The 15,382-nt window shown below is 64.0% G+C and carries 11 protein-coding genes, 2 tRNA genes and 1 pseudogene; 10 read left to right on the top strand and 4 right to left on the bottom strand.

The genetic code is table 11. The features are described 5' to 3' along the window. The first annotated feature begins 113 nt into the window (after nt 1-113). The 3 genes from AB5Y64_RS12535 to AB5Y64_RS12525 all read left to right on the top strand — a co-directional run bounded on the left by AB5Y64_RS12535 (nt 114) and on the right by AB5Y64_RS12525 (nt 3,409). Nucleotides 114-251, top strand: a complete 138-nt coding sequence (locus AB5Y64_RS12535; RefSeq protein ID WP_164882164.1) for a hypothetical protein — start codon at nt 114-116, stop codon at nt 249-251. Further along, on the top strand, nt 251-1,594 hold the full coding sequence (locus tag AB5Y64_RS12530) for an APC family permease (protein ID WP_161470788.1): 1,344 nt from the start codon (nt 251-253) through the stop codon (nt 1,592-1,594). The genes AB5Y64_RS12535 and AB5Y64_RS12530 overlap by 1 nt, the downstream gene beginning before the upstream one ends. Nucleotides 1,595-2,065: 471 nt before the next feature. Continuing rightward, on the top strand, nt 2,066-3,409 hold the full coding sequence (locus AB5Y64_RS12525) for an APC family permease (RefSeq protein ID WP_039039328.1): 1,344 nt from the start codon (nt 2,066-2,068) through the stop codon (nt 3,407-3,409). A 75-nt stretch (nt 3,410-3,484) separates the two neighbouring features. Here the strand turns inward: AB5Y64_RS12525 and AB5Y64_RS12520 are convergent, their stop codons facing one another. Further along, nucleotides 3,485-3,877: a hypothetical protein gene (locus tag AB5Y64_RS12520; RefSeq protein ID WP_069651686.1), complete on the bottom strand. Its 393-nt coding sequence runs from the start codon at nt 3,875-3,877 to the stop codon at nt 3,485-3,487. Nucleotides 3,878-4,128: 251 nt separating this feature from the next. Between AB5Y64_RS12520 and AB5Y64_RS12515 the strand changes: the two genes are divergently transcribed. From AB5Y64_RS12515 to AB5Y64_RS12495, 5 genes are all read left to right on the top strand, one after another. Further along, nucleotides 4,129-5,283: a Na/Pi symporter gene (locus tag AB5Y64_RS12515; protein WP_125117413.1), complete on the top strand. Its 1,155-nt coding sequence runs from the start codon at nt 4,129-4,131 to the stop codon at nt 5,281-5,283. 140 nt (nt 5,284-5,423) lie between these two features. Beyond that, on the top strand, nt 5,424-5,894 hold the full coding sequence (locus AB5Y64_RS12510; RefSeq protein WP_010673545.1) for an FKBP-type peptidyl-prolyl cis-trans isomerase: 471 nt from the start codon (nt 5,424-5,426) through the stop codon (nt 5,892-5,894). Nucleotides 5,895-6,191: 297 nt separating this feature from the next. Continuing rightward, the gene (locus tag AB5Y64_RS12505) at nt 6,192-6,959 is read left to right on the top strand and encodes a class III extradiol ring-cleavage dioxygenase (RefSeq protein ID WP_041213317.1); all 768 of its coding nucleotides are present in this window, start codon (nt 6,192-6,194) and stop codon (nt 6,957-6,959) included. Nucleotides 6,960-7,062: 103 nt separating this feature from the next. Continuing rightward, on the top strand, nt 7,063-7,488 hold the full coding sequence (locus tag AB5Y64_RS12500; RefSeq protein WP_223931064.1) for a hypothetical protein: 426 nt from the start codon (nt 7,063-7,065) through the stop codon (nt 7,486-7,488). 35 nt (nt 7,489-7,523) lie between these two features. Continuing rightward, entirely contained in the window at nt 7,524-10,322 is a 2,799-nt protein-coding gene (locus AB5Y64_RS12495; RefSeq protein WP_368203912.1) for a transporter substrate-binding domain-containing protein, read from the top strand. Between the two features lie 243 nt (nt 10,323-10,565). Here AB5Y64_RS12495 and AB5Y64_RS12490 read toward each other — a convergent pair whose 3' ends face one another. Next, entirely contained in the window at nt 10,566-10,766 is a 201-nt protein-coding gene (locus tag AB5Y64_RS12490; protein ID WP_010673543.1) for a YbfA family protein, read from the bottom strand. Nucleotides 10,767-10,980: 214 nt separating this feature from the next. Between AB5Y64_RS12490 and AB5Y64_RS12485 the strand changes: the two genes are divergently transcribed. Then, nucleotides 10,981-11,268, top strand: a complete 288-nt coding sequence (locus AB5Y64_RS12485) for a hypothetical protein (protein WP_200164044.1) — start codon at nt 10,981-10,983, stop codon at nt 11,266-11,268. Nucleotides 11,269-11,331: 63 nt separating this feature from the next. Here AB5Y64_RS12485 and AB5Y64_RS12480 read toward each other — a convergent pair. Together AB5Y64_RS12480 and AB5Y64_RS12475 are read right to left on the bottom strand one after the other, a co-directional pair. Next, nucleotides 11,332-11,405, bottom strand: a tRNA-Cys gene (locus tag AB5Y64_RS12480). A gap of 55 nt (nt 11,406-11,460) precedes the next feature. Beyond that, nucleotides 11,461-11,536 (bottom strand) — tRNA-Gly (locus AB5Y64_RS12475). 249 nt (nt 11,537-11,785) lie between these two features. On the opposite strand from AB5Y64_RS12475, the pseudogene AB5Y64_RS12470 reads away from it, so the two are divergent. Next, nucleotides 11,786-15,225, top strand: a pseudogene (locus AB5Y64_RS12470) (ATP-binding protein). The last annotated feature ends 157 nt before the right edge of the window (nt 15,226-15,382 follow it).

Raw genomic sequence — 15,382 nt, 5'->3', positions numbered from 1 at the left:
GAGCCCGGTTCTTTTTTTGCGCCAAACAAATCCATAACGAGGCCGGAACAGACCGGAAATGATAACGAGGTGGCACGCCATCTCACGACACCCGCTTCTTAGTGAGGAACTCCATGGGGCATATCATCGCTTTCCTGCCGGCCCGCGCCGGTCTGCGCCATCCGTCCGCATCCCGGACTGGCGCCCCCACCGTGCAGGATGACCTCACCGTCAGCCTGATCCCGTCAACCTGCCTGCGGGGGATCGCCTGATGCACCCGCACCCCGCCGGTCTGAAAAAAAGCCTGAAACTCTGGCACGTGGTCATCATGGGGCTGGCCTATCTCACCCCCATGGCGGTGTTCGACACCTTCGGCATCGTCACCGAAATCACCGAAGGCCATGTGCCGACCGCCTACCTGCTCGCCCTCATCGGCATGCTGTTCACCGCCATGAGCTACGGCCACCTGGTGCGCAAGTTCCCCTCGGCAGGCTCCGCCTACACCTATGCCCAGAAGGTGTTCCACCCCTATGTGGGTTTCATGGTGGGCTGGGTCTCCCTGCTCGACTACATGTTCATGCCCATGATCAACATGCTGCTGGCCAAGATCTACATGGAGGCCCTCTTCCCCGGCGTGGCCCCCTGGACCTACATCCTGGCCCTGGCCGCCGTCATGACCTTCCTGAACCTGCGGGGCATCAAGCTGGTGGCGAACTTCAACAGCCTGATCGTCATCATGCAGTTCAGCATCATCGCCGTCTTCATCGGCCTCATCGCCTGGGGCGTGAGCCACGGCGAGGGGCTGGGCACGGTGGCGAGCAGCCGCCCCTTCTTCTCCGAGCAGATGCACATCCATCCCCTGCTGACCGGCGCCTCCATCCTCTGCCTGTCGTTCCTCGGGTTTGACGCCATCACCACCCTATCGGAGGAGACCCCGAACGCGGATCGGGTGATCCCCCGGGCCATCGTGCTCACCGCCCTCATCGGCGGCGTGCTCTTCATCTCCGTCTCCTACTTCCTGCAGCTCTTCTTCCCGGACATCTCCCGCTTCCAGCAGCCGGATGCGGTGCTGCCGGAGATCGCCCTCTATGTGGGCGGCAAGCTGTTCCAGGCGGTGGTGCTGGTCTGCACCACGGTGGCGGTGCTCGCCTCGGGGCTCGCCTCCCACGCCGGGGTGTCGCGCCTGCTCTACGTGATGGGCCGGGATCGCGCCCTGCCGAGCCGCGTCTTCGGCTACATCCACCCCACCTGGCAGACCCCGGCTCTCAACGTGCTGCTGGTGGGCATGCTGGCCCTCTCGGCGGTGGCCTTCGATCTGGAGATGGCGCTGGCGCTCATCAACTTCGGCGCCCTGGTGGCCTTCACCTTCGTCAACCTGGCGGTGATTGCCCACTTCTATCTCAGGCTGGGTCACAACAAGACCCTGAAGGATCACCTGCTGTTCCTCGCCCTGCCCCTGTGCGGCGCCGCCTGCATCGGGGTGCTCTGGCTCAACCTGGAGCCCGCCTCCTTCGAGCTGGGGCTGATCTGGGCCGCCCTCGGTGCCATCTACCTGCTGCTGCGCCTCACCGTGTTCCGGGTCCGCCTCGGCCGCCCCGAGCAGGACGCCTCCTGAGCGAAACCGGCGCCCCCAGGGCGCCGGTTTCGCATGGCGGCAAAGCAGGGCGCCAGCTGATGACAAGGTTGTCATCGACTTTCCGGCAGCGGTGGCGAAGTGATCGCTCACGGGGGGAACAAATTCCCCGCTGGCGGCCTTTTTCGCTTGTCTCCTCCCCCCCCCTGAGGGCACAATACGGCGCCCCTTGAGAGCCGATGTTTCAACAACATCGGTTCTTTGCTTTTCTGGGGCACACCACCATTCACCAAGAGGCCGGCCATGTGCCGGAATTGATACCCAGATTGCCAAGCAATCTCCCGACGTTGTGAGGAAAAACATGGGGCATTTCACTGCTTTCCTGCCGGTCCCCGCCGGCGTGCGCCACGCATCTGTGCCACAGATGGGCGCCCCCTGTGTCCAGCGACGCGTTCCCGCGTCCCTGATCCCGTCCCATTTCGCCCACGGGGCCTGTGCAGAGGAGAAAGCGTGATGGCCGGTGCCAAGCTGCTCAAGACCCTCACCCTGTTCCAGGTCGTGGTGATGGGTCTGGCTTACCTCACGCCCATGGCGGTATTCGATACCTTCGCCATCGTCGGTGACATCACGGATGGTCGCGTGGCCACCGCCTACCTGCTGGCGCTCGGCGGCATCCTGCTGACCGCGTTCAGCTACGGCCACCTGGTGCGCCGCTTCCCGTCCGCAGGCTCCGCCTACACCTATGCCCAGAAGGTGTTTCACCCCTACGTGGGCTTCATGGTGGGCTGGTCTTCCCTGCTGGACTACATGTTCATGCCGATGATCAACATCCTGCTGGCCAAGATCTACCTGACCGCCATGTTCCCCACCGTGGAGCCCTGGATCTTCATCTTCGGTCTGGTGACCGTGATGACCTTCCTGAACCTGCGCGGCATCAAGCTGGTGGCGAACCTCAACGGCTTCATCGTCTTCATCCAGATCGCCATCATCGTCACCTTCCTCGGCCTCATCGCCTGGGGCCTGAGTCACGGTGAAGGGGCCGGCACCCTGATGAGCAGCCGTCCGTTCCATGTGGAGTCTGCCAGCATGCTGCCGCTGTTTACCGGCGCCACCATCCTCTGCTTCTCGTTCCTGGGCTTCGACGGCCTGAGCTCCCTCTCCGAAGAGACCCCGAATGCCGGCAAGGTGATCCCCCGTGCCATCGTGCTGACGGCCCTCATCGGCGGCATCATCTTCGTCACCGTCTCCTACAGCCTGCAGCTCTTCTTCCCGGATCTGGCCCGCTTCAAGGAGCCGGACGCCGTGCTGCCGGAGATCGCCCTCTACGTGGGTGGCACCCTGTTCCAGAGCGTGGTGCTGGTGTGCACCACCGCGGCCGTGCTCGCCTCCGGCATGGCGGCCCACGCCGGCGTGTCGCGCATCCTCTACGTGATGGGGCGCGATCGCATGATCCCGGAGCGGGTGTTCGGCTATATCCACCCCACCTGGCGCACCCCGGCCATCAACGTGCTGCTGGTGGGGGCCCTGGCCCTCTCCGCGGTCTCCTTCGATCTGGACATGGCCCTGGCCCTGGTGAACTTCGGCGCCCTGGTGGCCTTCACCTTCGTCAACCTCTCGGTGATCGGCCAGTTCTGGGTGCGCGAGAAGCGCAACAAGAGCCTCAAGGAGCACCTGCTGTTCCTGGTGCTGCCGCTGCTGGGGGCCGCCACCATCGGCGCCCTCTGGATCAACCTGGAGCAGAGCTCTCTGGAGCTTGGCCTCATCTGGGCGGGGATCGGGGTCACCTACCTCTTCCTGCGCCTCGCCGTGTTCCGCATCCCCTTCCGTCAGTACGAGGAAGCGGCCGACGGCCAGTAAGGCGGCACACACGCCCAAACAGAAGGGGAGCCCATGGCTCCCCTTCTTGCATTCAGACGTCCGGTGCGCGGACCCTCACCCCTGATTGAGCACGGCCGTGGCGGCCGCCTTGACCGGATCCCTGGTCACGGCGTTGACATCCTTGCGGGTCTGGTTGACCTTGTCCTGCGCCTGCTTCACACCGGCACTCTGCTTGTTCAGGGCCGCATTGGTGTGCTGCCTGGTCTCTTTCAGTCCCGCCGTCTTCTTGTCCAGCACGTCCGTGGTGTGTTTCTTCACCTCGGCATTGGCCTTCTCCTTCTGCTGGCGCACCAGCTTGTCGGCATCGCAGTTGCCCTTGACCCCCAGGGTGGCGTTCATCGCCTCGTTCCTGACCGCCTTGTCGAGGTTGCACTCGGACTTGAACACGCTGGCCTGCGCACCGGCAGACAGCAGACCCAGGGAGAGGCACAAAACCCATGCACGCATCATCACTTCCTCAGTTTCAAGACAGGAAAGTCCGGCAGCATATAACCCTGGGATCCCAGTGCAAGGGCGGGGGCCGGTGATGAGCCGGATGGCGTCATATCGGCGTTTGCTCCGACACCTTTTGTCTGCGACGCCACCTGCCGCCCTGTCACCAAAGCATCATAAAAGTGTCACGTTGTCATATTTCTGTCATGGAGCCTTGTTGTAATGCGCCCGTCCATTTTCAACGCAGAACGACCCCAAGAGGCCATATGCACAGCACCGCATCTTCCGCACCCCAGCAGATCCGTCGTCCCGGCCCCCTGTTCAACTGGCTCGCGGTGATCACGCTGATCTACCTGATCCTGGTCGCCGTTGGCGCCGTCTCCCACGGCTTCAAGGGCTTCTCCGGCGGCGCCGAGGGCGCGGCCCAGATCTTCGCCTTTGCCAACAACCCCTTCGTCGCTCTGCTGCTCGGCATCCTGGCCACCGCCCTGGTGCAATCCTCCAGCACCGTCACCTCGGTGATCGTCGGTCTGGTGGCAGGGGGCCTGCCCATGGTCATGGCCATCCCCATGGTGATGGGGGCCAACCTCGGCACCACCATCACCAACACCATCGTCTCCCTGGGGCACATCCGGGACAGAGGCGAGTTTCGCCGCGCCTTCGCCGCCGCCACCGTGCACGACTTCTTCAACCTGCTGGCGGTCTTCATCTTCCTGCCCCTGGAGCTGATGTTCGGTCTGCTGCAAAAGAGTGCGGAAGGGATTGCCAGCCTACTGCTGGGCTCCGCCGACATGTCGATGAAGGGGATGGATTTCATGAAGCCCCTCATCTCCCCGTCCCTGGATCTCATCGACGGTGCCGTCGCCTTCCTGCCGGGCAAGGGGGGCGCCATCGCCACCATTCTCATCGGGATTCTGCTCATCCTGTTCTGCGTCACCTCCCTTGGCAAGGTGCTGCAACAGGTCATGGTGGGCCGTGCCAAGGAGCTGCTGCACAAGGCCCTGGGCCGTGGTCCGCTCACCGGCATCGCCTCCGGCACCCTGGTCACCGTGATGGTGCAGTCCTCCTCCACCACCACCAGCCTGATGATCCCCCTGGCGGGAGGCGGCGTGTTCAGCACCCGCCAGCTCTATCCCTTCACCCTGGGGGCCAACATCGGCACCACCATCACCGCCCTGCTGGCCGCCACCGCCATCAGCGGTGCCGGTGCCCAGCTCGCCCTGACCATCGCCCTGGTCCACGTGCTGTTCAACCTCTTCGCCGTGGTGCTCATCTACGGGGTGCCCTTCCTGCGGGAGCTGCCCATCAAGGCCGCCGAAGCCCTGGCCCGGGTCGGCAGCGAGAACAAGCTGCTGGCGCTGGGTTACGTGGCCGGGCTCTTCTTCGCCCTGCCCGCCCTGATGATGGTGGCCGTCAAGTAACCCCGCGCGGGGGCACTCAGCTGCCCCCGCCCCCTTGCCCGCCAGGTCACATCCCGGGGCGCCTCCCCTCGCCCTCTCCCCCTGGCTGGGATAAGATGCCCCCTCACTCGCACTCTGATTTCAAGGAACAGGAAAACCCGATGAAATTCATTCTGATAGCCCTGCTGATCGCCGGCGCCGCCTACTACTTCTACTCCAGCAGCAACAACCGGAAGCTGGCGGAAGAGAACGTGCGCAAGGGGGCCGAGTTCCTCGCCAGCAACCAGGAAAAACCCCTGGTGACCACCACCGCCTCCGGCCTGCAGTACGAAGTGCTGACCCCGGGCACCGGCACCGTTCACCCCACCGCCACCAGCAAGGTGAAGGTGCACTACGAGGGCAAGCTGCTGGACGGCACCGTGTTCGACAGCTCCGTCGCCCGTGGCGAGCCCATCGAGTTCGGCCTCAACCAGGTGATCAAGGGGTGGACCGAAGGGGTGCAACTGATGGTGGAAGGGGAGAAGACCCGCTTCTACATCCCCGCCAACCTGGCCTATGGCGATCGTGCCGCCGGCAAGATCCCGCCGGGCTCAGTCCTCATCTTCGACGTGGAGCTGCTGGGCATTCAATAAACCCGCCCGGGGCCCGCGTTGATCTTGGCGGTGGCGCTGCGGGCATCCCGTCAGGGGCCACGTCCGACGGACCCTGATCACAACGCCGGCGCACTGCGCCGGCGTTGTCGTTTCTGCCCCAGTCTCCCTCGCCCTGATGCCATACTATCAACCAAAAGTGAAGAGTGCTTATCCATAAAGCCTGATTGTTAACCCATTAATAGGGGCAGATAATGACCACATCGTCAGCGGCATGTCGCCCTGGCCTCGGGTTGTCGGTGCGCCGCGCGCATCGGCACAACGCATATGGAGTCTGTCATGTCTATCGCCCCTGTCTGGTTCATCTCCCACGGCGCCCCGGATCTGGTCCTGCGCGATCAGCCCGCGACCCGGTTCCTGAAGCAACTGCGCCTCGAGGGTGCCAGAGGGCTGGTGGTGATCTCGGCCCACTGGTTCAGCCGAAGCGAGCTGCAGATCAACGTCGAGCCCAGCCCGGCCCTGATGTACGACTTCTACGGCTTCCCCGAGCCCCTCTACCAGATCCGCTGGCCCGCGACGAGCCCGCAATGGTTGCAGGAAGCGGTGAGCGATCAGCTGCTGCTGGCCGGCCTGCCCGCCACCCCGGTGCGCCGCGAGCTGGATCACGGGGTCTGGTCCCCCCTCTCCCTGATGGATCCGGACAGTGAACTCCCCCTGGTGCAGATCGCCATCCCGGCCAGCTTCACCCCGGCCCAGCTGTGGCAACTGGGGGAGGCATTGCAGGGGCTGCGCGAGCAAGGGATCGGCATCCTCGCCTCCGGCGCCATCACCCACAACCTGCGTGCCCTCGGGCCGGACGGCTCGCCGGTTCCCCAGTGGGCCAGTCAGTTTGCTCGCTGGCTGGAGCAGACCATGGCAGAGGGAGACAGGGGGGCGCTGGAAGATTACCGGGCCCGGGCGCCGGGCGCGGTGGAATCCCATCCCCACGACGATCACCTGCGCCCCCTGTTTGTGGCGCTCGGCGCGGCGGGGGCCGACAGACCCCGAAAGCTGCACGACAGCTGGGATTACGGCAGCCTCTACATGGGGGCCTACCAGTTCGGTTGAGGGCGGGGCGGCCAGGCCGCCCTGCTTGACGTGCTCTCGCCGACGCGCGTGGAGAAATAGCGGACTCGTTATAGCCATTTTCCGGTAGAATGGCCGCCATTGGATGAGGCTTGGCAGGGATGGCTGTCGCGTCGGGTGGCTAGATGAACCTATATCGAACACTGATCCTGCTCTGTCTGCTCTGCCTTCAACCTGTGCAGGCCCTGACCCTGCACAGCGCTACGATCCCGCCCCGCTGCCTCCCCGCTGGTCGGAGGGGGAGCTCGGATGGCTGCGCCAGCAGTCCCAACTGCGGGTCGGCATCCTGCAAGAGGACTACCGCCCCTTCACCATGATCGCTCGCCAGCGCGTCGAGGGGCTCAGTGCCGACTACATCGACCTGCTGGCCCGGATGCTGGACAAACCCGTTGCCCTGAGCGCCTTCCCCGACAAGGCGCACCTGCTCCGTGCCCTGGCACGGGGGAGATACACCTCGCCAGCCTCGGCAATCTCACCCTGGCGGACAGTGACACCCGGGCGATCCGCCTGAGCAACCCCTATTTCAGCAGCCCCCTCGCCTTCTCCGTGCCCAGACGTTATCGGGGGGCACTGCTCACACCGGGACAGCGGGTAGCCGCCGTCCGGGATCAGATAGACAGGGCGCGCTTTGGCCGCTACTACTCCACTCTCACCCTGGTGACCTATCCCTCCAACATGGAGGCGTTCGATGCGGTCTTCTTCGGCCGCGACGACATCCTGCTGGGGGATGCCCACGCCACCCACTACCTCAACAGCGAACGCTTCGACAACCTTCGCCAGCGGGGCGAGGCCCCGCCCGATCTGGCGCCTGCCGAATTCCGCTTTGCCGTCCCGGCCACCGAGCCCGCCCTGCTCAGCCTGGTCAACCGGGGGCTGGCGGCCATCGACGACCGGGCGCGCAACACCCTCTTCACCCAGTGGAACGGGCCCATCCGCGACATGAACGAGCGAAGCGCCGATCTCTATGATGCCGCCGAGCGGGCCTGGATGCGGCAAGCGCCCCCCATCAGGGTGTGGCTGATGGACAACCTCTACCCCTATGGCGCCCTGGATCATGACGGCCAGCTGGTCGGCATGACGGTGGACATGCTGGACAAGATCCGCACACGCACCGGCCTCACCTTCGAGTTCGTGCGGGCAGACTCCGAGCGTCAACTGGCAAAAGCCATGCAGTCAGGCGCCATCGACCTCATCGGCGCCATCTCCCAGCAGGTGGCTGAACACTACGGGCTGCGCACCTCGGTGCCCTACGCCACCGACAACATCTATGTGATCCTCACCCGCCAGGAGGAACAAGGGATCGACACCATCCGGAGTCTGGCGGGCAAGACGGTGGCGATGACGCACCATGTGCCCCTCGCACAGAGACTGGAGGGCAGCCGCATCACCCAGGTGGAGAGTGCCGCAGAAGCGATGGAGGTGCTCGCCCAGGGACAGGTGGATGCCGCCATCGTGCCCCTCTATTTTGCCCGCCATGCGCTGGACAATGATCCCCAGAGCCCGCTGCGCATCGCCGGCCCCGCCGATGACGAACCAATCCGGATGGGGTTTGCCAGCCTGCCCGGACAGGGGATGCTGATGGGGATCCTCGACAAGACCATCCTCGCCATCCCCCCCAACGAGCTCGCCATGATGAGTTACGAGTGGCGCAACCGCAAACTGCCGGTGCCCGGCTTCATGGATCGCCACGCCCACATCGTCTACCTGGTGTTCGTGGGGCTCCTCACCCTGGCGCTGGTGCTGCTCTATCGCAACCGCATGTTCAAGCGGATGGCTAGCGCCGAGCAGGCTTCCCGCCAGCAACTGGAGGCCCATGTCAGGTTCATCCGGGCACTGGGGGAGAGCCTGCCCCACCCCATCGTCGTGCGGGACAAGAGCGGCAAGGTGCTGCTGTGCAACAGCAAATACCTGACCCAGCTCGGCGCCGAGCCAAAGGCCATCCTGGGTCAGCCCTTCGCCCAGGGGCTGTCAGGGGTGCTCGATGCAGGCAGCATCGCCGTGCTGGAGCAGGACTTTGCCAGGGTATTGCAGGAGGGGCAGCCCATCTTTGCGGATCGCCTCTTCCATCACAGGGGAACCCAGAGCGACATCTATCACTGGATGGTGCCCTATTTCGACGGGGAGGGGGCCATCAGCGGGGTGATCGACGGCTGGATAGACATCACGGACCGCAAGCGGCTGGAAGAGGCGCTGCGCGAGGCCAAACAGCAGGCCGACAGCGCCAGCCGCGCCAAGAGCGACTTCCTCGCCACCATGAGCCACGAGATCCGCACCCCCATGAACGCCATCCTCGGCATGCTGGAGCTGGCCACCGAGGATCCCGCTCTCAGCCGTCACAGCGGCGAGCTGCTGCGCATCGCCGCCGACTCCGCCAACGGCCTGCTGGATCTGCTGGGGGACAGCCTGGATATCGCCTCCATAGAAGCGGGCCAGATGACCCTGACGCCCACCCCCTGCGATCTCGCCCCCCTGCTCTCGTCCGTCACCCGGGTCTTTGCGGGCATGGCCGAGCAGAAGGGGCTGATCTATGAGGTCAGGCTGCCCGACACCCCCATGCCAAGGGTGCTGATCGATCCCCTTCGCCTGCGCCAGATCCTCTTCAATCTCATCGGCAACGCCATCAAGTTCACCGAGCAGGGCCGGGTCGCCATCACCGCCACCCTGACCGGGGGCGAGCAGCCTCCTGTGCTGCACCTCACCATCACCGACACCGGAGCCGGCATTCCCGCGGACAAGCTGCCCCGGCTCTTCACCCCCTTCTATCGCGCCCACGGCCAGGGCCAGTTCCCAGGCAGCGGGCTGGGCCTCAATATCGCCCGCATCCTGTGCCAGATGATGGGGGGGGAGATAGCCGTTTACAGCCAGGTCGGCGAAGGCACCCGGCTCGAGATAAGGCTGCCCCTCACGCTCGCCCAGCAACCCCCCGCCCCGATCACGGCAATCCCGGCGCCCCAGCCCCACCAGGCTCAACCCCTCCCCCATCGGCTGCATATCCTGGTGGTCGATGACAATCACGCCAACCAGATCCTGCTGCGCCAGCAGCTCAAGCACCTGGGACACGACGTCAGTGTGCGCAGCAATGGCCTGGAGGCCCTGCGCGCCCTCGCCAGCCACCCCTTCGATCTGGTCATCACCGACTGCCAGATGCCGGTGATGGACGGCTTCGAGCTGACCCGCAGCCTGCGTGCCCTTGGCCATGGCCTGCCCGTCTGGGGCTTCACCGCCCATGCCCAGCCTCGCGAGCGGGAGCTTTGCCTCGCCGCCGGCATGAACGACTGCCTGTTCAAGCCCATCGGCCTCGCCCGTCTGCGCGCGGCGCTGGCCACCCTTGGGCCAGTGCCCTGAGTACCGCCAGCCCTTCCTCCCGTCATGTCGCACGGGCGCGGCTGAGAGTGCGGCTGAGAATGCGGCATAAAGGGTCGCCCACAGGGACAAGAGACAACGTGGACCAGCCATGGATACAAGGCCGGTGGCGGTTCGAGCCCCATAAAAAAACCGACACCAGGGTGTCGGTTTTTTTATATCGGGAGGTGCGCCCTGCCTGTCACGCCAGTCTGGCGCCGGGTGAAGCGGGCGTCACGGGGAGGATCAGTAGAAGATCCGCTCCCCTCGCTCGCTCATCTTGAGCCAGACCGGCTTGGTGCTGGTCTTGCTCCAGATCCGGTGCAGGTAGCTGTAGAAACGGGCGCGATCCCGGCGAAACAGCATCACCGGGAAGGCGAGCAACCCCGCCATCAGGACGAAGATGCGGCGAAGGATTATCTGAGTCAGGGAGAAGGGATGAAACATGATGTAACGCCTCACTGGTAAGACCACTGAACAAAGATTACGCCAATCATTGTAGGATTACTACACCGACAGCGCCATTTTTTGATAAAAAATGGGGCTAAAAGCCTAAAAATGAAACCGGGTTACATTCTTTAACTAAAAAACAACAAAGGTGGCAAAACGCGGCCCCTGTTCCAGAGTTAACGAGGACTGGACCAGAACGGGGGAACACAGGATGAAACTTGCAGATGCGGCGCTGCTGGGGGCATTGGGCGTGCTCGCCTGGAGCCAGTGGCAGGAGTGGCGGCTCAATCGTGACGTCGCCATCGACATCCCCTATCACGGGGTCCCCACCGCCAGCCTGTGGCAATGCGGTTTGCTGATAAAGGAGATGGCCGCGCTGGCAGAACAGGTGGGCGAAGAGAGGTCCGGATCCAGGGGCGAGGCATTGTCCGAGATGGATCAGCATCTGCACAAGACGTGGCAACGGGAGGGTTGTTCACGGCTGACTGACATGCAATGAAGCATCATCCTGGGCCGCCATGGCGGATGGACAACGTCATGGATATGGAAAACAGGGAGAAGATGGAGGCACGTTCCGGAGTCGAACCGGACTAAACGGATTTGCAATCCGCTGCATAACCGCTTTGCTAACGCGCCATGCTGACAAGGCATTGCCTTGAGAGTGATGTCCATGGTTGGTGCCATGGAGTATTGGAGCGGGAAACGAGACTCGAACTCGCGACCCCGACCTTGGCAAGGTCGTGCTCTACCAACTGAGCTATTCCCGCATGACTGCTTGCGTGCCAGTTACCTGACAACGAGGCGCATTATACGTACCCCGAGCCCGGGCACAACCCTTTTTTCTCACTTTGAGCCCTTTCTCGTGCTGTTTGCTCACCCTTTAGACGCCTTGGTCGAAAATCCCCCCGCTCCCTGTGACCCGACGAGCGAATTTAAGATAAAGCCATTGAAATAGTTAGCCTTTAGTCAGAAACTCATCGCGCTTAGTAACTGGATTCTCAATTGAAAATCATGCGATGAAATGGAACTTCAGGCCTCGGGGGCTCAGACCGCAGCTGATGCTGGCTTTTTTTTCATGTTGGGCCTGGTGCCCTTCCTGGTCGTCACCCTGTTTTTCCTCTATAGCCACGGCAAGGATCTCACCACCCAGACCTCCAACCATCTGGTCTCGGTGCGCAACATCAAGAAAAACCAGCTGCAAGACTACTTCGGCAACCTCAAGGAGCAGATCATCAACTTCTCCCAGCAGGACTTTGCTGGCAACAGTATCGGTCGCTTCTACGGTTTCACCGGTGCCTTCGAGAAGCTCGGCACCACGCCGCAGGAGGCCCGTGCCCGCGCCCAGGCCCGCTATGTGCCGGGCTCCTGGGACAAGCTGCAACAACCTGACAGTCAGGTGGAGATAGAGCCCTCCATCAGCGCCCTCATCCTGGCAGACGAGATGTATGGCCGCGTCCACCAGCGCTTCCATCGCGACTACGCCGACATGGTGCGCAAATCCAACTACAGCGACATCTTCCTGGTCGACCTCAACGGTGACGTGGTCTACTCGGTCACCAAGCAGGCCAACTTCGCCACCAACCTGCTCTCGGGCCCCTACCAGTCCAGCGGTCTTGGCAACACCTTCGCCAAGATCAAGCGCCGCCTTGATGGCGGCCAGAAGCCCCAGCAGATCTTCGAGTTCACCGATTTTGGCCGCAACGAGCTGACCGGCCAGGTGGTCGCTTACCTCGCCGCCCCCGTGATGCAGTACGACTATGTGCGCGGCGTGGTCATCTTCGAGCTGCTGCCGGACAAGCTCAACCAGATCATGGCGGAGCGGGAGGGGCTCGGCGCGACCGGCGAGACCATTCTCATCGGCCCGGACAAGCGGATGCGCGCCAACGCCTGGCTCGCCCCCGAATTCAGCGTGGAGAACAGCTTCAGCCCCGACTTCCGGCCGCTGCAGACCCCCCTCATCATCAAGGCCCTCTCCGGGGAGCAGGGGGTCGGCCCCTTCCTCTCCTACCACGATGACGAGGTGCTGGCCGCCTATACCCAGGTGAAGGTGTTCGATACCGAGTGGGCCTTCATCGCCGAGATCTCCACCAGCGAGGCCTATGCCCCCATCCGCCAGCTCGAGACCCTGGTGATCCTGCTGGGGGCAGGCTCACTGCTGCTGCTCATCCTCTTCTCCCGCTGGCTCTCCCACTCCATCACGGCGCCCCTGCGATCCCTCACCGCCGCCGCCGAACAGGTGGCGGACGGCGCCCTGGATCACCCCATCACCATCCCCCGCACCGACGATGACATCGACCGGCTGGCACAGGCATTTCGCCACATGCAGCGCTCGGTGAAGGACAAGATCGAGCTCATCGAACGCCAGACCCAGGAGCTGCAACAGCAGGTCAAGCTGACCCACAAGCAGAACCTCAGCCTGCAACAGGCGGACAAGCTCAAAGACGAGCTCCTGGCCAACACCTCCCACGAGCTGCGCACCCCCATCCACGGCATCAAGGGGATGGCCGAGTCCATGCTCGCCAGCCAGCAGGACCTGACCGAAGGGCAGCAGAAACAGCTCGGCCTCATCATCAAGAGCGCCGACGGTCTGGCGCGCCTCGTGGACGACTTGCTCGACTACCACCAGATGCGCTACGGCCAGCTGGAGATCCACCCCCAGCCGGTCTCCTCCAAGGGGGTCATCCGGCTGGTGCTGGATCTCTGCCAGCACCTGGTGCAGGCCAAGCCCCTCACCCTGGTGGACAAGAGCCCCGCCGAGCTGCCCCCTGTGCTGGCGGACGAGCAGCGCCTCGAGCAGGTGCTCTACAACCTAGTGGGCAACGCCATCAAGTACACCCCCCAGGGCAAGGTGGTGCTGAGCGCCCTGGTGGAGGGCAACTTCCTGCGCATCAAGGTGACCGACACCGGCATCGGCATCGCCAGGGACCATCTGGAGCACATCTTCGAGCCCCTGGTGCAGATGAGCCCGGAAGTGAGCAAGCAGGGAGCAGGCCTCGGTCTCTCCATCACCCGCCAGCTGGTGCACCTGATGGGGGGGGAGCTGTTCGTGGAGAGCGAGCCGAGCGTCGGCTCCACCTTCGCCTTCACCCTGCCGCTGGCCAGCGGCAAGGCGGGCAGTCTGACCCTCGACAGCCGCCAGATAGAGCACCAGCTGGTGCGCCAGCAACCCGTCATCCTGCCGGACTGGGAGAGCGAGGATCTGCCGCCCCCGCCGCAAGATGCCCCCGTCATCCTGGTGGTGGATGACGAGCCCATCAATTTGCACATACTGCGCCACCTGCTGCAGCCCTGCGGTTATCGCATCCTGCCCAGCAGTGACGGTCACGACGCCCTGACCAAGCTGGCTCAGGAGCCGGTGGATCTCATCCTGCTTGACGTGATGATGCCCACCCTCTCGGGCTTCGACGTCTGCCGCCGTCTGCGCCAGCAGCACCCCAAGGAGAAGCTGCCGGTGCTACTGCTCACCGCCCTCAACCAGCCCAAGGAGATTGAAGAGGGTTTCAACGCCGGGGCCAACGACTATCTGGTGAAACCCTTCTGCAAGGAGGAGCTGTTCGCCCGGGTGAGGGCCCTGCTGGAGGCCAGCGCCGGGCGCGCCTCCCTGGTGGAGAACCGCCTGCTCAAACAGGAGATAGAGCACCGTCTGCTGCTCCAGGAGCAACTGCACCAGGATCAGGAGCGGCTCCTCGCCCTGCTTGGCGAGGGGGCCGACCCCATGGTCTTCCTCGATGAGCAAGGAGGGGTGCTGTTTGCCTCCCGGGCCCTGGCGCGCCTGCTGGGTCAGGAGCCGGAAGCCATGGAGGGGCAGATGCTGGACGAGTGGCTGGCCGCCCCGCTGGCAAGCCAGTGGCCCGACATGACCGCGCAGCCGGAGCGGGAGCTGGACTTCCTGGTGGCGGGCCAGCGAGACACCCTCAACGCCCGCGCCCTGCCCATCAACCTAGGGGGGCAGCACGCCTATGCGCTGACCCTTGGCACAGAACCGCGCCAGGACGACAATCGCATGGCTGCACTGGAGAACGCCCTCAAGAGCCTCTCTCGCCAGGCCATCATCGAGGATGGCCAGTTGCTGGGGGAACTGAGCCGGCTGGGAGGGGAGTTCAGGTCGCTGGCGGACGATCTCATTCGCCAGCAGGATGACGAACCTCTGCGCCGCGCCCTGGTGGACACCATGCGTCTCACCCTGGAGACCTGGCAGCAGAGCACCGGCAAGGGCAAGATAGTGCTGGCGGAGAAGAGCAAGCTGTGGCGGGTCTACATGGACCGCTCCAGTCCCCAGACCCGCACCCTCGACAAGTACCTGAACCTCGACACCCTGCCCAAGGCACCGCGCTGGAAGACGGTGGTGGCCAGCGCCGAGTACGTGCTCAAGCACTGCGCCCTGAACGAGGTGCAGCACCAGAGTCTGCACCAGAGCACCCAGCGCCTTCGCCAGCTCGCCAGCCGCAAGGCATGAGTCTCCAACCCGCAGCCACGTTGCTCTGATGATGGCTGCGGGATAGAAAACCAAGCACCAATAGCCAACTCTGGACACATCTACTCGCAGGCTTTCTGCGCCTATCAGGGGGATCGCGATGGCTGAGCTCGCGGGGTCGGCCAGATGACCCTGCAGG

The sequence above is a fragment of the Aeromonas sp. R5-1 genome (genome assembly GCF_040908265.1).
Lineage (GTDB): Bacteria > Pseudomonadota > Gammaproteobacteria > Enterobacterales > Aeromonadaceae > Aeromonas > Aeromonas caviae.
The sequence above is the reverse complement of the archived record's forward strand: the minus strand, read 5'-3'. Positions and strand labels throughout refer to the sequence as shown.